The sequence below is a fragment of the Salinibacterium sp. 10G20-15 genome (assembly GCF_057365065.1).
This window is the reverse complement of sequence record NZ_CP195118.1, coordinates 2,616,200-2,634,781: the sequence shown is the minus strand read 5'-3', so window position 1 is coordinate 2,634,781 and position 18,582 is coordinate 2,616,200. Positions and strand designations below refer to the sequence as shown.

18 protein-coding genes are annotated in these 18,582 nt (G+C 63.0%); 9 read left to right on the top strand and 9 right to left on the bottom strand.

From position 1 onward, the window contains the following. Positions 1–131: 131 nt before the first annotated feature. From ACR3YK_RS12755 to ACR3YK_RS12740, 4 genes are all read right to left on the bottom strand, one after another. Positions 132–1,097, bottom strand: coding sequence for an NAD-dependent epimerase/dehydratase family protein (locus tag ACR3YK_RS12755; protein ID WP_486175216.1), 966 nt, complete (start codon positions 1,095–1,097; stop codon positions 132–134). After that, positions 1,094–3,871, bottom strand: coding sequence for an alpha/beta fold hydrolase (locus tag ACR3YK_RS12750; protein ID WP_486175215.1), 2,778 nt, complete (start codon positions 3,869–3,871; stop codon positions 1,094–1,096). Before ACR3YK_RS12750 ends, ACR3YK_RS12755 begins: the two co-directional genes overlap by 4 nt. Next, entirely contained in the window at positions 3,865–4,887 is a 1,023-nt protein-coding gene (locus ACR3YK_RS12745; protein WP_486175214.1) for a 3-oxoacyl-ACP synthase III, read from the bottom strand. The genes ACR3YK_RS12750 and ACR3YK_RS12745 overlap by 7 nt, the downstream gene beginning before the upstream one ends. A 111-nt stretch (positions 4,888–4,998) precedes the next feature. Next, on the bottom strand, positions 4,999–5,613 hold the full coding sequence (locus ACR3YK_RS12740) for a hypothetical protein (RefSeq protein ID WP_486175213.1): 615 nt from the start codon (positions 5,611–5,613) through the stop codon (positions 4,999–5,001). A 77-nt stretch (positions 5,614–5,690) separates the two neighbouring features. Between ACR3YK_RS12740 and ACR3YK_RS12735 the strand changes: the two genes are divergently transcribed. Together ACR3YK_RS12735 and ACR3YK_RS12730 are read left to right on the top strand one after the other, a co-directional pair. Next, positions 5,691–6,758, top strand: coding sequence for a helix-turn-helix transcriptional regulator (locus ACR3YK_RS12735; protein ID WP_486175212.1), 1,068 nt, complete (start codon positions 5,691–5,693; stop codon positions 6,756–6,758). 199 nt (positions 6,759–6,957) lie between these two features. Next, positions 6,958–8,334: a hypothetical protein gene (locus tag ACR3YK_RS12730; protein WP_486175211.1), complete on the top strand. Its 1,377-nt coding sequence runs from the start codon at positions 6,958–6,960 to the stop codon at positions 8,332–8,334. 28 nt (positions 8,335–8,362) lie between these two features. Here ACR3YK_RS12730 and ACR3YK_RS12725 read toward each other — a convergent pair whose 3' ends face one another. Further along, positions 8,363–9,313 (bottom strand): DUF368 domain-containing protein, encoded by a 951-nt coding sequence (locus ACR3YK_RS12725; protein WP_486175210.1) that lies wholly within the window; start codon positions 9,311–9,313, stop codon positions 8,363–8,365. 147 nt (positions 9,314–9,460) lie between these two features. On the opposite strand from ACR3YK_RS12725, the gene ACR3YK_RS12720 reads away from it, so the two are divergent. Further along, a complete protein-coding gene (locus tag ACR3YK_RS12720; protein WP_486175209.1) occupies positions 9,461–10,909 on the top strand; it encodes a threonine/serine exporter family protein in 1,449 nt (482 codons plus the stop codon). Positions 10,910–10,980: 71 nt separating this feature from the next. Here the strand turns inward: ACR3YK_RS12720 and ACR3YK_RS12715 are convergent, their stop codons facing one another. Next, positions 10,981–12,141: an MBL fold metallo-hydrolase gene (locus ACR3YK_RS12715; RefSeq protein ID WP_486175208.1), complete on the bottom strand. Its 1,161-nt coding sequence runs from the start codon at positions 12,139–12,141 to the stop codon at positions 10,981–10,983. A 381-nt stretch (positions 12,142–12,522) separates the two neighbouring features. Here ACR3YK_RS12715 and ACR3YK_RS12710 point away from each other — a divergent pair, with 381 nt between their 5' ends. The 4 genes from ACR3YK_RS12710 (at position 12,523) to ACR3YK_RS12695 (ending at position 14,924) form a co-directional block, all read left to right on the top strand. Next, positions 12,523–12,978 (top strand): TlpA family protein disulfide reductase, encoded by a 456-nt coding sequence (locus ACR3YK_RS12710; protein WP_486175207.1) that lies wholly within the window; start codon positions 12,523–12,525, stop codon positions 12,976–12,978. An 82-nt stretch (positions 12,979–13,060) separates the two neighbouring features. After that, the gene (locus ACR3YK_RS12705) at positions 13,061–13,627 is read left to right on the top strand and encodes a DUF4395 domain-containing protein (RefSeq protein ID WP_486175206.1); all 567 of its coding nucleotides are present in this window, start codon (positions 13,061–13,063) and stop codon (positions 13,625–13,627) included. 78 nt (positions 13,628–13,705) lie between these two features. Beyond that, positions 13,706–14,167, top strand: a complete 462-nt coding sequence (locus ACR3YK_RS12700) for a hypothetical protein (protein WP_486175205.1) — start codon at positions 13,706–13,708, stop codon at positions 14,165–14,167. Between the two features lie 55 nt (positions 14,168–14,222). After that, positions 14,223–14,924 carry a spermidine synthase gene (locus tag ACR3YK_RS12695; RefSeq protein ID WP_486175204.1) on the top strand — a complete coding sequence of 234 codons (702 nt, stop codon included), beginning with the start codon at positions 14,223–14,225 and terminating at the stop codon, positions 14,922–14,924. A 334-nt stretch (positions 14,925–15,258) separates the two neighbouring features. On the opposite strand, the gene ACR3YK_RS12690 is transcribed toward ACR3YK_RS12695, so the two are convergent. Then, positions 15,259–15,420: a DUF2207 domain-containing protein gene (locus tag ACR3YK_RS12690; protein ID WP_147433359.1), complete on the bottom strand. Its 162-nt coding sequence runs from the start codon at positions 15,418–15,420 to the stop codon at positions 15,259–15,261. Between the two features lie 51 nt (positions 15,421–15,471). Next, positions 15,472–15,645: a CsbD family protein gene (locus ACR3YK_RS12685; RefSeq protein ID WP_486175203.1), complete on the bottom strand. Its 174-nt coding sequence runs from the start codon at positions 15,643–15,645 to the stop codon at positions 15,472–15,474. A gap of 195 nt (positions 15,646–15,840) precedes the next feature. On the opposite strand from ACR3YK_RS12685, the gene ACR3YK_RS12680 reads away from it, so the two are divergent. Together ACR3YK_RS12680 and ACR3YK_RS12675 are read left to right on the top strand one after the other, a co-directional pair. Beyond that, positions 15,841–16,521, top strand: coding sequence for a helix-turn-helix transcriptional regulator (locus ACR3YK_RS12680; RefSeq protein ID WP_486175202.1), 681 nt, complete (start codon positions 15,841–15,843; stop codon positions 16,519–16,521). Continuing rightward, positions 16,518–17,678: an FUSC family protein gene (locus ACR3YK_RS12675; RefSeq protein ID WP_486175201.1), complete on the top strand. Its 1,161-nt coding sequence runs from the start codon at positions 16,518–16,520 to the stop codon at positions 17,676–17,678. The genes ACR3YK_RS12680 and ACR3YK_RS12675 overlap by 4 nt, the downstream gene beginning before the upstream one ends. An 82-nt stretch (positions 17,679–17,760) precedes the next feature. On the opposite strand, the gene ACR3YK_RS12670 is transcribed toward ACR3YK_RS12675, so the two are convergent. Beyond that, on the bottom strand, positions 17,761–18,570 hold the full coding sequence (locus tag ACR3YK_RS12670) for a DUF1206 domain-containing protein (RefSeq protein ID WP_486175200.1): 810 nt from the start codon (positions 18,568–18,570) through the stop codon (positions 17,761–17,763). Positions 18,571–18,582: the final 12 nt, after the last annotated feature.

Here is an 18,582-nt window from a genome sequence, read left to right as displayed (position 1 = left end):
CTTTCTTGTCAGCGCGCTTCTCCTTGAGAGACTTGCTCGCTACAGTCTTGCCGGATGATTTCTTGGGTGATTTATCGGCCATGACGTTGTCCTCCTGTGAGCCGAGTGGCTCGTGCCCCCGAGCGTACCCGCTATTGCTCGTGGCGGGAGAGTCGGCGTAGCCCCTCGTCAATACTCACGGCTGGCGACCAGTCCAGAGCCTCGCGGATGTCGCGCTGATCGAACCAGTGCGCCGTCGACAGCTGTTCGGCAAGAAAGCGGGACATGGGCGGTTCGTCGACTCCGGGGCGCACTGCCCATACGCGCTCGACCAAGGATCCTGCGGTGCGGCCAACGGCAGCCGGGATGCTCCAGCGCGGCGGCTGGACCCCCGAAGCGAGGCAGATGCCCGCCAAGATATCGGCAACGGGACGCGGTTCACCGTTGGTCAAGACGTAGGCCTTGCCGTGCGCTGTGTCGGCGCGGTGCAGAGCAGCGACGATTCCGGATGCCGCGTTGTCGACGTACGTCGTGTCGATGAGGGCGGTGCCGCCATTGAGGAGCGGCAGGCGTCCGCGGCGAGCTCGATCTACGATGCGGCCGACGAGTTGGGTGTCGCCTGGGCCCCAGACGAGGTGCGGGCGAATCGCGGCCACGTGCATCCGGTCACTGTCGCTGGCGAGAGCAAGCAATTCCGCGGTGGCTTTGGTGCGCGCGTATTCGCTGCGGGCATGGTCGGGCGATGCGGGTTCGGCGCCGACGCCTGCCAGCGCGGAGCCCGAGTGCGCGACCGAGGGCGATGACACTTGCACGAAGCGAGAAACGCCGGCTGCTTCGGCTGCGGCGAGCACGAGTTGGGTTCCCTCGACATTGACGGTGTGGAACGCGTGCGGGTCACCCGCGAGCGATACCTTCGCGGCGAGATGAATGACGCCCTCAGCGCCTTCCATCGCCTGCGCGACGTGATCCGGGTCGGTGATCGAGCCGAGGAAGTCCGTGGCACCGTCGACGCCAGATGGTCGTCGTTGCAGCGTGCGCACGTCATGCCCCGCGGCGACTGCCTCGGCGGCAACTGCGCGTCCGAGAAATCCGGATGCCCCGGTAACGAGCACGATCATGGTGCGGTCGGCTTTCCGCCAGCCAGCAGTCGCTCAGCCCACACCGATAACCGCGAGCGGTCGATCTTGGAGTTGTGGCGGATGTCGGTCGGCAGCTCGGGAACGGCGAGCACGGCGACCAGCGGCAGTGTCGTGCTCTCGCGCACGGCCGCAGTCAGCTCGGGGCTGGCGAGCCCAGGCCGACGAGTCGGCGACACAGTCTCGACTACCGCGACAGCCTGCCGCAGTTGGTGCGGCCCGACGCCGACGACGGCAGCACGGCGCACGGCCGCGACACTTTCAACGTCCTGCTCGGCGCCGACGGGAGCGATCGGCCCTGTCGAGGTCACGATCACGTGGGGGAGTCGGCCCTCGACCCAGAGGCGGCCGAGCTCGTCGAGGTGACCGACGTCGCCGGTGCGGTGCCAGCGAGCGGAGGGCGCACCCGGTTCAGCCGTCGCGTCCGATGCGGCAGAAGCGGCGGCATCCGTCTCGACCGTGGTCTCGCGGGCAGCTTCGCGGTCGGTGAGCCACAGGCGGTCGTAGTGGTCCTTGAGGTGCGGCGCTGAGACGACGATTTCGCCGAGAACGCCGGGCTCTGCGCTGGGTGCCCCAGTCGCTGCACCGTGCTGATCGAGCGCGCTGATGCGTAGCTGGTTCTCGCCGATCGGCTTGCCTACACACACGCCAGTATGAGTACCACCGGCGGCGGCACGGATGCCGTCGAGCGTGATGTCCGTCACGAGCAGGCATTCGGTCATGCCGTAGGGCGAGTGCGCGGTCGCGTTCGGCATGATCGTGCCCACGGAGGCGAGCAGCTCGGCTCCAATGGGTGCGCCGGTGGAGAGGAACGAGCGAACACGTTCGAGTTCGCTGCGGTCGTGCGCCGTGAGTTCTCCCGCCGTTGCCACGACATTGAGGATGGCGGCGGGGGAGAGGAAGACCATGCTGGCGCCGGATGCTTCGACGGCAGCCGCGACGGCCCGGGCGGTGAGAGTGCGGGGAGCTGACACATCCATCTCGGGTGTCACGGAGCGCGTGCCAAGTGCAGGACCCAAGAGGGCGAACGGTGCGAACCCGGTCACGAGTCCGGTGTCGGAGGTCACCTCGAAATGGCTGGCAAGCACATCGCGCAGGGCGGAGAGCTGACCGTGGCGGTACACGACACCCTTGGCGGGGCCGGTTGAGCCCGAGGTGAAGAGGATCGCTGCGTCATCCGCAGACCGCGGTTCGGCGGGGAGAGGCGTGTCAGCGCCCAGAGTGATGAGGTCGCGCAGACTGTATGAAACTCCGAGAGTCGTGGCGGAAACCTTCGGCAGTTGCGCGGTGGAGATGCGCACTCCCGGCCAGCCGAGCGTGCGGGCGGCGATAAGGCCGGGGGCTTCGCCGATAACGAAATCGGGCCAGGATCCGCGCACGGCACGGGTGAGTCCCTTGACGCCGAGGCCGGCATCCGCGACGACGATGACGGCGCCAATGCGCAGGCAGGCGTAGACCACGGCAGTGAGCGTCGGCCCGGGCGGCACCAGCAACGAGACCCGCTGGCCCTTCTTCACGCCGATCGCGGTGAGGCCGGCGGCGATGCGGTTCACGCGGTCGCTGAGCTGGCGCCAACTGACCTGCTGGGGACCGCGGTTTCCTCGCGTCGACATGTCGATCACAGCGGTGGCAGAGTCGTCGGCGCGTTCGTCGAGGTTGTGCCAGAGCGGCACGAAGCTTGAGTCGTCTGAGGCTGCGGATGCTGCGGCGATCGCTGCCCGCGGCGACGGCGAGGCCGAGGCAGAGTCGGAGCCCGGGCTCGCGAGACTCGCGGCGTTGTCGCCGAGCCAGGTCTGCACGAAGTCGGCGTACGGCACGTCTTCGGCAACGAGGTGGCCGGCACCCTCAAAACGGTGGACGTTGGCGTGCGGGAGTCGTTCGATGAGGTCATCGAGGTAGTAGTCGCTGAAGATCGGATCGCGCGGTCCCCACAGCATGAGCGCCGGCAGGTCGAGTTGTGCAACGGCGGTCGCGATGCGGTCGAGCTCGCTGAAGCTTTCGTGGCTGGAATCGACGGGGATGTCGGCAACGAAGCCGCCGATTCCTCCGCGACGCGCTGCCGTGCGGTACGGCGCACGGTAGGCATCCTTCACTGCTGGGTCTAGCGGCTCAGACGTGAACGCGAGCGTGGTCTCTAAGAACGCGGGGGTGCGAACGGTGGATGCCGCCAGCATCCCGCGTGCGCGAGCGAGTCGCAGCGGTGCCGGAATCGGCTTGCCGGTCTCGTGATGCACGGCGGTGTTCAGCAGCATGACGCCGGTGAGCTGCTCCGCGTGGTCGACGGCCCAGCCGAGGGAGACGACGCCGCCCCAGTCGTGACCGAGCGAGATAACGGGGCCATCAATCGAGAGCGCTTCGGTGAACGCGGTGAGATCGGCGACGCGCTGCGCGAGCGGACGATGGATGCCGGTGCGCTCCGAGAAGCCCATGTCGAGTTGGTCGACGGCGATAACGCGCCACGCGGGCGCCGCCGCTCCAGATGCGTCGCTAGCCGTAGCCGCAGCCTCGGCAGCCTGCAGCGTCTGCGTCAGCAGATCACGCCAGTAGTACGACCAGGTCGGGTTGCCGTGGACGGCCAAGATGGTGCCGGCAATGGGGACGCCGAGGCGAGCCAACTCGTCGCCGTTGTCGAGGTAGTGCCAGTCGCGGGTGAGTCCCGCATCCAGACCGCTACCGGGTACGGAGGCAACTCGGCTGAAGCGCGGGTCGAGCCCGGGCAGGTCGTGCGGCGGGCGGGAAGCGGCTTCAGTCACCATGCGAGTTCCATCATTGCTGTGTTGAGGCCGGAGCCGACGCCCATGAGCAGAACGCGGTCGCCCTTTTTGAGGGACCCTTGCGCTTCATCGAGGGTGATGGGAATCGACGCGGGGCCGACGTTGCCGTACTGCGGGAAAGTGGTGGGCACACGGTCTCGGTCGAGTTTTGCCGCCTTGACGATGGCGTTGGTGTGCACCGATGACACTTGGTGGGTGACGTAGAGGTCCATCTTCGACCAGTCCCATTCGGTGGATGCTTCTTTCCACGCCGAGACGACGAGGTCGAGGCCACCTTTGAGAAGTGCTTTCGCGTCGGTGAACATGCCGTCGACGCTGCCGACACAGAGTTCGTGGAACTGGGTTGCCGCGCGAGTGACGCCGCCGAGAATCGGATGACCGGCCGGGTGTTCGTCGGTGCGTCCGAGTACAGCAGCCGCGGCTCCGGAACCGAGGGTGAGCGACGCGAATTCGCTCATGAAGCCGTCACGATCGGAATCCTGCTTGAGCAGGCGGTCGATGGTGTTGGTTTGAATGTCATCCGCGTCTTCGCCATTGACGATGATCGCGTAGCGGATCTGGCCCGACTCGATCATGTTGGCAGCAAGGTTCATGCCGCTCACGAAGCCGAGGCACGCGTTGGCGACGTCGAAGTTGATGGCTGAGCTGGGCAGGCCGAGGCCGTGGTGCAGGCGCACCGCTACCGAGGGTTCAAGGTGCTTGCGGCTGACAGAAGTGTTGATGAGGAGGCCGACTTCAGAGGCATCCACGCCAGCTTCAGCTAGCGCGCGTTGGCCTGCTGAAACGGTGGCGTCGTCAGATGTTTCGCCGACAGCCCAGTTGCGACGTTCGAGTACACCGGCGACTCGTTGCAGGAGTCTGCTGGGCAGCGCGAGGCGCGAGAACGCCGGGGCGAGGCGCGCCTCGAGGTCTTCTGATGTGGTTACCCGGCTGGGTAGTGTGCTCGCGACCGACAACAGTGAAACATTGTTGAAGCGCGTGTTGGCATTTCCGGCCACGGAACCTCCGTCGAGCGAGCCCCGCGGGCTCAGTAATCAAGAGGCCTAGTTTATGCCAGTTGGCTGAGCCTTGCCTTCTGGAGGGATCGGTGGGGCGTGAGTGCTGGCCGTCTAGAAGGCGTTCTGCAGTTCGCAGACGACATCGGCTTCGATCGGAGTGCCGTCTTCAAACTCGCCGGCGAAGCGCACTTCGACGATGTCGCGACTGCCGTCGGCTGTTCGCGGGCTGAGCTCCGTCAACGTCGAGATGGTGCCGTTGGCGTTGTTGCCTACTCCGGCGGCCGCTTCCTGATCACGGAACCGGAAGCTTTCCTCATTGAGAGCGATGTAGTTCATCAGCATGTCTTCGTGAGCGTCGACGTTATCGATACCAATGATCGTGACGATGTCGCCCTCGTTGAGGTCTCCCACGTCTTCCTTGCCGTTGCCGCGGCTGATCTCGCAGTCCCCAGTGAAGTCGGGGAACTCGACGCCGTTGATACGCAGCGTGGCGTTGCCGACATCATCGGAAGTGAAGCCGCCGGTGGCAGGTTCGTCTGGCGTTCCCTCGTCACCCGTGGTCTCATCCGTCGTGGATTCTTCTGTCGTCGCAGAGTCTGCGGGCTCGTCAGCGGCGGGGGAGCAGGCGGCGAGCGTGGCACTGACAGCGAGCACGATTGCTGCGAGCCGTGCTGTGCGCGCCCGGAGAACGGAAGCGGGCATGAGGGATGAGTGCGCAGTTGTCATGAAATCAAGGTTCCTCGCCGGCAGAGTGGTTGTGCAATACGTCTTTCGGCGTAACCGCGCGGGTAGGGTGTTGGAGCATGGGACTCAGCGATTCTGATGCGCAAGCGGTCTTGCGAGTTGCCAGCCGACTTACGCAGCATCCGCCCCTCGAATTTTCGGATGTTCTGGATGCTGTGCGCGAGGTCATCGACTGCGACAGCGCATCGTTCAATGACATGGTGCTCGCCACCCGCGACTTTCGCTACGTCATGTCGCCCGCCAGCGAGATTGCTAAAGCGACCCGACTTAAGCCCGAGTACGACAAGTACTTTCACCAGCATCCGTTGAATGCCGCCGCGAACGCCGAGCGTGGGCTCGGCGCTATCCGCTTCTGTGATGTTGCGGGCGGCGCGGATGTCACCGAAACAGACCTCTACCGCCACTTCTACGGACCGTTCGGTGTGCGCTTTCAGCTGGTGACGCAGTTGCCGTCGCCACCGGATGTCGTGGTCGCCTATGCCCTGAATCGTAGCGAGCAGAGGGGGGAGTTCAGCGATCGCGACGTTGCCGTCATGAACGCGTTGAGCGGTCATCTCGCGATGCACCACCGTTCGTCGCTTGACGCGGAGCGTTCCCGCCTCGTGGATGCGGAGATGGATCGCTACGCCTGGGCGGTCGTTTCAGTGCGCTCGGATGGCGTGGTGGAGGCGTCGTCGTCGACGGTGTTGGATGCGGGAGCCCGGGTTCCCGACAGTCTCGCGTCGATCATTGCCGCCACTGCGCAAGCGCCCGGCAACGATTCTCGTCACGATGTGATCATCGGCACGCACCGGTGGCAGTGCATCGTGCATCCGGTGCGGCTAGGCCCGACGGTGCTGCTCTTGCGCCGGCAACAGGATGTCGCTGCCGACACGAACGCGCTCTTGGTGGCAGGCCTCACCCCTCGTCAGGCCGAAGTGCTGCTCACGCTCGCGCGCACCGGAGGCTCGAACAACGAACTCGCGCGCGAACTAGGCATGTCAGAGTCGACCGTGAAGAAGCACCTCGAAGGGGTGTTTCGCGTGCTGCAGGTCACGAGCCGTGCGGCGGCGGTGCTGCGGTTGCGTGAACTGACCGAGTCAAGTTCCTTCATCGGCAGCGCTACAGAGCACAGACGACAGCGCTGAAATTGCGCTTGAGATCTCTGTCCGCGACCAACTCGTTAGGGCGCGGTGGAAGCCTGTCATCTCAGCTCTGATCTTGCAGAATACTCGAGACGGAGGTCGCCGCTTCGAAGAGACTTGCCTGAGTTCCGGTCATTTGTCCCGGAACGGAACTGCTGCTGGCCCTAGTGTGAGAGCAGGTAAACAAACGACAGGGATGGCAATGAGCAGCGAAATCGAACTGGTCAGCGATGGCGACAGCCTCGTGGCTATTGGCGCCTCGGCTGATGTTGAGCGATTCTTCCTATCAACGGGGCTAGCGCAGCTCCCATCGCATGAGATTGACCTACAACGTTTGCGCTCTTTCGCCACCACTGGCGCAGAGGCCACGAAAATTAGTGTGGATCTGGCTCTGAATTCGGGTAGATGGGTGCAGTTGACAGAAGCATCAGCGGCAGCCGTCAAGGAATTCGGGTTGATGGCGACGAAGACACCCGGAGTTAGCCACGCCATGATCGGGGACCCGGGCGACATACAGAAGTGGCTGCAGATTGCAAAAGCCCCGACCGCGTTGCTCAGCGGCCCATTCGCTGTCACCGCGTTGGCCTCGTTGATGCAACAGCGTGTAATTCAGAAACAGATGGATACCATCGTCGACTATCTCGAGGAAATTAATGAGAAAGTCGATGACATTTTGCGTGCCCATAAAGACGCAGTCTTAGCCGACATGATCGGTGTCGATCTGATCATTGAAGACGCGTTGGTTGTCAGGGAGCGCGTCGGACGGGTGTCTGAGATCACCTGGTCCAAAGTGCAGGCTTGTGGACTGTCACTTGCTCGCACACAGGGCTATGCGCTACGACAACTCGACAGCATCGCATCCAAGCTCGCGAAGAAATCTGACATCGGCGACGTTGCCAAGCTCACGAAAGAAGTAGAGCCTAAGGTGCATGAATGGCTCGCAGTTCTCGCGCGAACAATTCAGCTCCAAGACGGACTGTCGATCCTCGAACTGGATCGAGTGCTGGACGCCGCACCTGAAGACTTAGAAAGCCATCGAGTCGGTCTTAAACATGCTCGTAAGAAACGTGTTGAAGTGGTTGCGGGCTGCACCGCAGGCATTCTCGCCCAAATGAACGACACGGTTCACCGCGCGAACAAGTCCGTTCTATTCAATCCGTTCGATGCACCAGCAGCGGTGAAATCAAGCGACAAAGTTGCAGTTGGCGTGCTTACTTTTAGAAGCCGGTTAGGGATCGACTCCGAGCATCAGGAGAACGTACCTAAGCGCTGGCGGCAGGCGGCGTTTGAAGTTCGGGATAAGGCGCTGGCCACCGCATCTGAGGGTGTGGCTGTTGCCGGACGCCTTGGGGCGGAAACTTTCGATCGAGCTACAGGCGTGTTCCGATCGATTGATTTAGATGGCGATGGAGTTCCTGACAAACCGCGCGCGCTAACCGCGGCAGAGAACGCCGGTGATGCCGTCAAAGGAGCCGCCTCCAGCGTCAGCGGGGCGATCGGGGCGATTTGGAAGCGTAAACCCGACGCGAACGCACAAATCGAATCTTCCAAACCAGACGCGGAGAGCGTCGAACCTTGATCTGTCGGGTGTCGCGCTTGTCGCAGGACTAAGCGTCGTGCGGCTCAGGATCCGCGACGATCTCCGGCGAGAGCATCCGCCGCTTCATGAGGGCAGCCTCTGCCGCCAAGATGCCGAGCACGACCGCGGCACCGATGGCGATGAGGATCAGTACGAGTCCGAGGTCGCCTTCGGGAGCCAACACTTCGCCTGACTCGGTTTGCCAGGGCCAGAGGGCGCGCAGTGAGCCGAGCATGAGGCCCGTCATGATCACGAGGGTGATGCGGCGGCGGTGCTTCAGCAGCCACTGCAGGCCTGAGACGAAGAGGCCCAGACCGACGATCGCGCCCACGATGAACGCGCCGAGATAGGCGAAGTTGCGATCGTTGACGGCAGCGAGCGTGGGGGCGTACATCCCGAGGATCAGCAGAAGGTAGGAGCCCGATACTCCGGGCAAGATGAGAGCGCAGACCGCCAACGCTGCTGCGAACGACACTACGATCAGCGCAGGTTCGACATCCCCGCCACGAGGCAAGCTTGTGAGGGCAACGGCGACGCCGGCGGCAAGCAAGCCGACGATGACTTCGAGGAAGGTCCAGCGTCCGCCAACCATGCGGGCCGGAACGATGAGGGATGCGGCAATGAGGCCAGCTGAGACGGCGCGGGTGCCGGTGGGGTAGGCCTCGAGCAGGGGAGCGAGCACTGCTGCGCCGGCGACGATGGCGAGGAGCATCCCGATGCCGATGGGTAATACGACGTTCCAGCGCACCGAACGGAAGTGCGCACCAGCCCGCGAGAAGCCGCGACCGCGAACGCCATCCGCAATAGTTAGCGCAACCCCGCGAGCGAGGTGCCCGGCGCCGTCGATGAGGGTGTCGTACACGCCGACCAGGAGGGCAATGGTGCCACCGCTGACTCCGGGAACGATTTCCGCGAAGCCAATCAGTGAGCCTCGGAAGGCGTCGCCAACAGTGCGTATGACGGGGTGCAGACGGGCCATCGCGAACTCGTTTTCTTCTCGTAGTCATCGCGCGCAAGTCGAGGCAGCGTGCTGCCCCAGCGCGGGGAGGTCGATTTAGTTTAGGTGGCGAAGGCTGAACGTGCAGCCGGGTATCGGCGGGCACCCGATAGCCCGTAGCCTTGACGGGTGACTAAGGGCAACGGCAACCGACTGCGGGCATTTCAACAGCGAGTGAGCCGATCTCTCATCACTATGGCCGGGGGAGCGCTGCGCACCAACAATGCGCCCACTCAGCTCCTCTCTTTGCCGGGCAACGAGCAGCAGTTGTCGCAGCGTCATGCGCGCTCGGTAATCGACCTCTGTTTACGCGCGGGCGAAGCGATGTTGGCGACCGGAGCATCCGCGGCCGACGTCGTTGCAACCGTGCTGCGCCTCAGCACCGCTTATGGCGTCAGCGGGATGCACATCGACATCACCTTCACGTCGCTCACCGTTTCGGTGCATCGCGGTATGAACGAAGACCCCATGTCGATCATGCGCATCGTGAAAGTGCGCACCATCGACTACACGCGCCTGCAGAACGTGTACTGGCTCATCGACCAGATCACCGGCCCCGATGGCCCCGGCGATGTAGATGAAGCCCGCGAGCAGCTGAGCGCGATTCTGACCACACCGCATCCCTACCGTCGCTGGGTCGTGACCGCAGGCAAGGCGATCCTCGCGGCAGGTGTCGTTGTGATCTTCGGGGCCAGCTTCGTGCTCGTGCTTGTGGCTGCAGCATCCGCCGCCATCTCAGATGTGCTGACGCGGCGCCTGGAGCGACTGTCGGTCCCCGCGTTCTTCGCCCAGATGGCTGCTGCCGGCGTTATCAGCGTGATTGCGGTCTTCATGTTTTGGCTGCGCTCAATCGGCATCGAAATCCCCGGATCGAACAGCCCGACCGTAATTGTGATCTCCGGCATCATCATGCTGCTTTCCGGTGTCGGCCTCACGTCAGCGGCGAGCGACGCGATCGGCGGCTACTACGTCACCGCCACCGCCCGCGGCATGGAGGTCATCATGATGACGCTCGGTCTCGCGGTCGGCATCTCGATCGTTCTGAGCATTTCGCTACGCCTCGGAATCCCCGTCGCGGTCGGCGACTCGCTCGGCGACAGCCGCAGTGTTGTCACCGGGATGATCGGCTCGGCCATCATTGCTGTCGGCTTCGCCCTTGCCTCCTATGTGCGGATGCGGTTGCTCCCGATCATGGCAATGGGTGCTGCGCTCGTGTTCGCCGTCTACTGGTTCGCACTTCCGTTTGCGGCATCGCCAGGGCTTGCGCCTGCCATTGCCGGAACCGCCGCCGGCGTCGTGAGCTACCTTCTCTACCGCTGGCTAAAAGTGCCAGAAGGCGCCACCAACATGGTCGGCATCATCGCGCTGCTGCCTGGTCTCGCCCTGTACCGCGGCATCTACGCTCTTATGGACTCCGAGTTTGGGGTAACGGAAGCCCTGCCATCGATGGTGATGGCCCTTGCCACCGGGCTCGGTTTGGCTGCCGGCACGACCATCGGCGGCTTCGTTGCTCGTCGTACCTTCGGCTTCGACCGCGCCGCGCTACTCGCGCTGAAGCGGTCGCGTACGCCGCGCTAGTCGGCGAACGTGGTTTGGCGGGGGCGCCACGAGATTGACGCCCCCGCGCTGAACCTCAGGGATTGCGGATGCTAGGCACGCCGCAGCGGAATCTTGTCGAGATCCTTGCCGATGTGAAGCGTGCCGGAAAAACCGTTTGCTGCGCTGTCGAATCGCGACAGTGGAGGCTCCGACGGCACCAAATGATTGAGAACTAGTTGCGAGACGCCTGCTTCTTCGGCGATAGCGCCCAACTTGGATGCCGAGGTGTGAGCGCTGAACAGGTGATCGCGAACGCCCGGCTGATCCTTGTACACCGTGTCAACCCAGGCATCGTCGATGGCCTCGTGAATGAGCATGTCAGCGCCCTTAGCCAAACGGATGAGGTTGGCCGACGGTCCCGTGTCGCCCGACAAGACCACCGAACCTTCTGCGGTGTCAAAGCGGTAGGCAAAGGCGGGGAAAATGGGGAAGTGGTTCACCAGAGTGGCGGACACCTTCACTAACTCGTCCTCATAGACTGCGAACGGATCCATGTCTGGCATTTTCTCGAGCGTCTCAAGTGATTCTTCATAACCGGGAATCGCAATGTCTTCGACGTCGATGAGGTCTCGGAGATTAGTGAAACCATTGTCGCGAACACGGTCGTTGATATCCGTTGCGAACGCGTCGAATACGGAATCGGTCAAGTCCACGGTGCCCGGCATGGGGTTGGAAGGGCTCGCCGGATCCGGAACATCCGAGGCTGAGTGCGCGGGAGTGAGAGTCTTGCGGCGCCCAGGTCCAAGAACCTTCACTTTGCGGTCGGTCAGACCGAGGCCGTTCCACCATCCGAAATTGAAAAGCTTGAAGTACTCGATGACGTGATCAGAGTGCAAATGGGTTAAGAACACGGCCCTGAGCGTGGAGAACTCAGCATAGTTCTCGTGTTGGTTCGGGTTGGCGAGCATGAATTGCCCCGGTGCCCGGTCCCCAAGGTCGACGAGGTATGTCGCCCCGCCAACAACAATGGCGGTGGATGGCCCAGCCGGTTGCACGGAGGGGTAATACCCCGGCCCGCCGCTGATCCCCAGGAGGACAACGTGCGCGCCCTTCGGGGTTGCTGCGCTGCTCGCGCCAGCGGTCGCGGTGACTGCCGCCTGCTCGGGAGTGCAACCCGCCAGCGCAGCGGTGAGGCCGACGCTCGCTGCGGCTGCAGCTGTTCCTGAGAGGAACGACCGTCTGCTCAGGGGGAGTTTGGGTGATTGGGTCATGTCTTGTCCTTGTCTAGTGACTGCGTTGTCGTTGGAGAGGGGATCTGTGACTCTGGGCGCGCGGACTGCCTATCGCGGCACCCGCTTAGAACTATGCAATTGCTTAATTGCTGCGTCTATGGGGTAATGCGTATTTCACTTGCCCGGACGCGTAAGAATGTTGCGTGTGGGCCAGTCGGGCCTGCTGCTCCCTCAGCGAATAGCGTTGCGAGGATGTGGAAACCGGGCCATCGAACTGTGCGAACCCGTGCCGCGGAATATCTCCGGGCCCGCAACGCTTGTTATCTCAGTACCCCGTTGCTCCAGCGGCGGGGCACCGTAACCTCGCGTCATACAACGATGGCGCTCCGAAACTCGCAATAATCTCGAAAGGTGAACGCTGTGGAAACCCTGACTGTGCTTCTCGGCCTCGTGGCACTCGCCACCGTGCTGGGCCTGGTCTGGCGTGCCCGAACCGGCCGCATCAAGCACACTCGAACTGACGTCTCGACCGCCACATCCGAAGGGAATCGCATCTCGATTCCGGGAGCCGCGCCGTTCGGCAGTCGCGTCACTCTGCTCCAGTTCTCCACCGAAGCCTGCGCCATCTGCCCCATGGTCCGCACCCAGTTGAGCGCCCTCGCCGACGAATTTGATGACGGAACCGGCTCAGTGGTTCACGTCGACGTGGATGTCACCTCGCGCCCCGAAATCGCCAACCAGTTCAACCTGTTGCAGTCTCCGACCACGTTCATCCTCGATGGCAACGGTGTGCTGCAGGCCCGCATCGGCGGAGCCCCCAAGATCAACGACCTCCGTGCCGAACTGGGGCGGATGCTCGCCCCCGCGTTGGTCTAGCGACCAGTTTTCGCACCCGTCCGCCCCGAGACAGCGCCCGCACCCCGCACCCGCGCCCAGCGCATCACAGATAGCGACTCCCATGACTACGAATGACACTCCCGCCGCCGGAGCGGCTCAGCTCTCTGGTTCCAAAGCAGCTCTCGCCGCCAAGCCCGGCCAGGCCGGAATCGACCCGCGCGGTCCCCGCTTCGGCGCTGGCATTACCGCCGTACTCCTGCTCACCGTGATCGGCCTCGGGTTGGATGCCGCAGCAGCGCTCCCGGCCGCTCTCGCCGAGCGTGCCAGCCAGCCGTCATTCATTCTCTTTGCCGTGATTGCTGCACTCTTCGCGTGGGGCGCTTTCGCCGGCATCCAGCGACACCCCTACGGTCTCTTCTTCAAGGCAGCGATTCGTCCGCGCTTGAGCGCACCCAGCCACCTCGAAGACCCGCGCCCACCCACGTTTTCGCAGGGCGTCGGCTTTGTCATCACCGTGCTCGGCGTCGTTCTGCACCTCGCCGCCGTTCCCTACGCCCTCGTGATCTTCGCTGGCATGGCATTCATTGCCGCGTTCCTGAACTCGGTCTTCGACTACTGCCTCGGATGCCAGCTCTACGTGCTGCTCGTGCGCGCCGGTCTGATCGGTCGCGCTCGCTCCGCAGCGTAACGCCGCAGTTCGTTGCGTCCTAGGCGGATGCCGGGGCCGGCGCGGGAGTCAGGCGCGTGCGTCCGATAAATTGGAAGTATGCACCGCACCAGTCTCGCCCTTCGCTTAGTCATTCCCGCGATCTGGCTGGGGCTGATTATCGGCATCTCGTTCCTCGAGACTCCGCTGAAGTTCCAAGCGCCGGGGATCACCCTCGAGCTCGGACTCGGCATCGGCCGGGTGGTCTTCTTCGCGATGAACACGACCGCGCTGGTACTTGCTGCGCTTCTGACCGTGGCCATGCTCCGACCCCGCGCGACGCGCGCGCAGTGGGGTGTGCTCATCGGTCTCTGGGCGGTGTTGCTCACTCAAATTCTGGTGATCCGCCCACCGCTCAATGCCCGCACGGATGCCGTAGTCGCGGGCGTAGATACCGGCGGATCGCTATGGCACTACTTCTATATCGCCGCAGACGGCAGCATCTTCGTGCTGCTCATCGTCTTCGTGGTGGTGACCGCTCGTCGGCTGATCCCTGCGATATCGGCGCACCACATTTCCTAGGTTGAGAAGCTCTCTGCCAGCGGCTGTTACCGTGCACGCCACGTAGGCTCAACCCATGGCTATCTCCCGCTTCGAAGAGCTCGACTTTCAAGAGACCCCGATGGGGGAGCTCAACCTGCGGCGCCGACGAGAGCCCACGCTCGGCGTGGACGTGTACGAGGTGAAGCTTGGCGAGGAGTACCTCATGTCGAGCCTCTTCACCGTTGCCGAGATCGCTCTCTCTGATCTCGGGCTAGCGGCAGCCAGCGGCGACAACTTGCGCGTCGTCAACGGCGGGCTCGGTCTCGGGTACACGGCGGTTGCCGCGCTTGCCGATTCGCGCGTCGGGTCACTCGAAGTGATCGATGCCCTGCCCGCCGTGATCGATTGGCACAATCGCGGCCTGCTCCCGGTATCCGCAGAACTTACCGGCGATAGCCGCACCACCCTCACGCACGCCGACTTCTTTGCCGTGATGCGAGCGGAGCCGACAGAGTCGTACGACGTAATCCTGCTGGATGTCGACCACTCGCCCCGTCACCAGCTCGACCCGAGCCACGCCGATCTCTACACCGTCGACGGTCTTCGGCGCGTGCGCGCTCATCTCACCGACGGCGGAGTCTTTGCACTGTGGTCGGATGACCCGAGTGACGATGAATTCATGGAGCGCCTGGGGCAGGTCTTCGAGAACCCCATCGCGCACGCGGTCGACTTCGATAATGCGTTGACCGGTGGGGTCTCATCCAACACCGTGTATGTCGGGACGAAACGCGCTTAGTTGGGGCTCGGTCGTAGGGGCCAGTTCTTCAACCCACTCGGCGATCGGGTCTTCGTTCGCGTGAAGTGCTGCGTGCTCACTCGCTGAGAGCGGAGGGAACGGCGGCGCGATCACATCCGAATCCCCGTCACACGGTGGGTCAGCAGCCACACCCAGAAGTTGTGGGGTGTTCGTAGAGCGAGTGTTAGCTTTTTACACATTCGGGATCCTCGGGTTGTGCTTGGTTAACAGAGAGGTGCGCGCAACCAGGGGGTTGCGCGCACCTCGTTCACTTCTTCGTTCTCTGGGGGGAGGGCTGAAGAACTGCTCCAGCTAGCTCTACAAAATGCTGCGGTTAGACGCGTCCACCGGTCAGTTTGCGAGCGAGGAAGACGATGACGGCGATGACGGCCAACACAATTCCTACCCAGAGGAGGAAGTTGAGCGACTGAACGAGTCCGCCGGTGAGGAGCAGTGCGACGGCGATGATTGCCACGACGATAAGAAGAGTGTTCATGATGTACCTTTCGGGAAAAGCTAGAGGGGGAGTGTGAGACGTGCGGAAGTGCTATTCCGAAACGGCGTCTTTGACGTTTTCGCCGGCCTTTTTCAGGTCAGCCTTGGCCTGATCGGCACGGCCTTCGGCTTCGAGCTCTTCGTTGTCGGTGACCTTTCCGGTGGCCTCTTTTGCCTTGCCAGTGAGATCCTCGGCAGCGTTCTCAAACTTGTCTGATGCGCTCATAAGAGTTCCTAATCATGTGGGGGAGTGGGGGAGTGGGGGAGTGGGGGAGTGGGGGTTGGCGTGGCGTGCCCACCAGCGCTGGCGTAGAGCGGCGGGCACGCCACAAGCTGAGAATATTCTGGGCGGTACCTGCACGACTTCACCCTTAGGGGTGAACTTTCCCCACGCGCAGGCAGCGAGACCTATCGTTGAGGCATGACTGTTCTGAACGTTGCTCTCGTCAACGACTACGAGGTGGTGGCGCGTGGCGTCGCCAGCATGCTGCGTTCCTATACAAACCGCATCCGGGTGGTCGAACTTGACCTCAACAAGCGGGTCGACGAGCGCGTCGCTATCGCGCTCTATGACACCTTTGCGGGCACGCAAGGCGACCGCGCTGTGGTGCGCCAGCTCGCGACGAATCCTGCCGTTAGTGCGGTAGTTGTGTATTCGTGGAACCTCGATCCCGTGCACATCGCAGCGGTTCTCGCTAACGGCGCTGCGGGCTATGTCTCTAAGGGCCTGCCCGCCGCCAAGCTCGCTACCGCCCTCGAAGAGATCAATGCGGGCGGAGAGCGAGTGCACATCGGTGGGCCAACCATTCCCAGCGTCATGGCCGGCGACTGGCCAGGGCGCGAAGAGGGCCTCACCGAACGCGAAGCGGAAGTGCTCGCGCTGATCACGCAGGGCCTCTCCAACATCGAAATTGCCGAACGCACTCACTTGTCGATCAACTCGATCAAGACCTACATTCGTAGCTGCTATCGCACGATCGGTGCCACGAGCCGAACCAACGCGGTGTTGTGGGGGATCGAGCACGGCTTTCGCCCCGATCGTGTGCGCATCGAGCATCCGGAACCCACCCCCGGAACAGCGGACGTTGCGGTGAACGTGTGAAACGCCTCAGGCTCGATGACGACCGACTGCTGCCCGTGAAAGCAAAGCTGCAACCCGTGACTAAGACGGCCGGACGGATGCGGTCAGACATCACCCGCACGCGCATGCTACAGGCCGCGAAAACGGGCGTTGCGGTCGCCATAGCTTGGACCATTGCGCCCTACCTGCCCGGCGTGGCCGACAACTACCCCTATTACGCTCCCCTCGGTGCCATCGTTGCGATGTATCCGACGCTCATGGGATCGATGAAGAACGCTGCCCAGACGCTCGGCAGCCTCACCGTCGCAATCCTGCTGGCCGGGGCCGTCATTACTTTCAGCTCGCCGAGCGTTCTCACGATGTCCCTCGCAGTCGGTGCCGGCGCACTGATCGCCGCCACCGGCTGGTTCGGAGCGAACCGCGAATACATCCCCGTCACCGTGCTCTTCGTGCTCATCATTGGCGGGCCGGATGCCGACGACTATTCGCTGGGATATCTCGAGCAAGCGACACTCGGAATCGTTGTCGGCTTGCTCGTCAACTTCCTCATCTTCCCCGCGCTCACCCACAACGCTGTCGATCAGCAGCTCTCAAACTTTCGCGCGGTTCTCTCTGACCACCTCTCGGAGATTGCCGAGGCCCTTGCCGAGAGTTGGCCGCCCGAACGAGACGGCTGGGCATCCGGCAAGGACTCGCTCGTCGCAGTTTCTGGAGAGGTGCGAGCGGCTGTGCTACTGGCGGATGAGAGCCGCAAAGCGAACCCGCGTGCGCGCCGATACCGGCGTGACCTCAAAGCGGACTACGAAGACCTCGCCGCTCTCGAAAACGTCACCTTCCATGTGCGAGACATCACGGACGTGCTCACCGGTGCTGTGTGGGGAACTCCGATCAAAGTACAGTTGCGCCCCGAACTGCGCCCAGCATTGAGTGCCGCACTGGCCGCGGTGGCAGACGCCCTACGCGATTGGGACTCGCTTGACAACCGCGAAGAAGCACACGCCACCGCCACCGACGTGCTGGCGACTTTGGTCGCCGAACTGGATGCCCGAAAAGCAGATGCCAATGCGACAACTATGGGCGCCTCAGCGGCGATCTCGATGGATATTGCCCGCATTCTCGCGGCCCTCCATAATCGCTTGGAGCACGCCGAGCAGGTCGAGGATGCTGAGCAACGTTAGGCGCCAGCTCTGCCAAGGTCTATCCCGCCGCGTGGGTCTCGGTGAGGACTGAGACGTGATCGCCGCGGGAGTTTGTCACGTTTTACAGTCGCGCAAATCGAGCGCGGACGAAGCAATAGACGCTATACGCGATGAGGCCGACGGCGACGACAAGCAACACCACGATGCCGAAAGGGAGGTCAGTCAAACTGGTGAGTGCTGCATCCAGCCCTGCAGACTTTTCGGGGTCGTGAGTAAACGCCGCAACGACCACAAGAACTCCTGCGACGGCGATCGCGACTCCCTTGGCAATGTAACCGAACACTCCAAGCCCCAGCGCCGCCTTGCGCCACGTTCCGGCAGGAACCGAAATGTCCTCTGTGAATTTTCGGGTCGCACCTTTGTACACGAAGAAGCCGCCGATGCCGACAACCACGAGGCCTGCGACTACGAGCACTGCGATCCCGATGGGGTGTGCCATGAAGTCGGCACTAATGCTGCTGGTGCTGTTCGAAGAACTGGATGACCCGCCTAGGGCAAATCGTAGGGCTGTTGAGCCGAGGGCAAGGTAGGTCACGCCCTTCGCGGTTTCAGCTCCGCGCCGTGCCCACTTGCGCTTCGAATCTTCCGGTTGCATCAAGAAAGCCGAAATAAGAAGCCAGAGTCCGAGCGCAAACATACCAATGACGACAGCCCAAAGCAGAAAAACGCCGCCAGGGGTCGATGCGAGCTGTTGAAAGGCACCCGACTGATCAGCATCAGTCTGGCCGCCGCCGGTGGCGATACCGATCGCTAGCGCGCCGATAAGGAAGTGAACGAGGCCGTTGACAGCGAACCCAAACCGCGCGAGAACACGCAACGCGGTGCTGTTCTTGGCGCTGCGGGCGGCGTGTGATGCAGAAGCGTCATTCATGCGAGCAAGTGT

Bases quoted from the DNA above. Each gene is read 5' to 3' on its own strand.
- ACR3YK_RS12755 (WP_486175216.1), bottom strand. From the start codon at position 1,097: ATGATCGTGCTCGTTACCGGGGCATCCGGATTTCTCGGACGCGCAGTT.
- ACR3YK_RS12750 (WP_486175215.1), bottom strand. From the start codon at position 3,871: ATGGTGACTGAAGCCGCTTCCCGCCCGCCGCACGACCTGCCCGGGCTC.
- ACR3YK_RS12740 (WP_486175213.1), bottom strand. From the start codon at position 5,613: ATGACAACTGCGCACTCATCCCTCATGCCCGCTTCCGTTCTCCGGGCG.
- ACR3YK_RS12735 (WP_486175212.1), top strand. From the start codon at position 5,691: ATGGGACTCAGCGATTCTGATGCGCAAGCGGTCTTGCGAGTTGCCAGC.
- ACR3YK_RS12730 (WP_486175211.1), top strand. From the start codon at position 6,958: ATGAGCAGCGAAATCGAACTGGTCAGCGATGGCGACAGCCTCGTGGCT.
- ACR3YK_RS12725 (WP_486175210.1), bottom strand. From the start codon at position 9,313: ATGGCCCGTCTGCACCCCGTCATACGCACTGTTGGCGACGCCTTCCGA.
- ACR3YK_RS12715 (WP_486175208.1), bottom strand. From the start codon at position 12,141: ATGACCCAATCACCCAAACTCCCCCTGAGCAGACGGTCGTTCCTCTCA.
- ACR3YK_RS12705 (WP_486175206.1), top strand. From the start codon at position 13,061: ATGACTACGAATGACACTCCCGCCGCCGGAGCGGCTCAGCTCTCTGGT.
- ACR3YK_RS12700 (WP_486175205.1), top strand. From the start codon at position 13,706: ATGCACCGCACCAGTCTCGCCCTTCGCTTAGTCATTCCCGCGATCTGG.
- ACR3YK_RS12695 (WP_486175204.1), top strand. From the start codon at position 14,223: ATGGCTATCTCCCGCTTCGAAGAGCTCGACTTTCAAGAGACCCCGATG.
- ACR3YK_RS12690 (WP_147433359.1), bottom strand. From the start codon at position 15,420: ATGAACACTCTTCTTATCGTCGTGGCAATCATCGCCGTCGCACTGCTC.
- ACR3YK_RS12685 (WP_486175203.1), bottom strand. From the start codon at position 15,645: ATGAGCGCATCAGACAAGTTTGAGAACGCTGCCGAGGATCTCACTGGC.
- ACR3YK_RS12680 (WP_486175202.1), top strand. From the start codon at position 15,841: ATGACTGTTCTGAACGTTGCTCTCGTCAACGACTACGAGGTGGTGGCG.
- ACR3YK_RS12670 (WP_486175200.1), bottom strand. From the start codon at position 18,570: ATGAATGACGCTTCTGCATCACACGCCGCCCGCAGCGCCAAGAACAGC.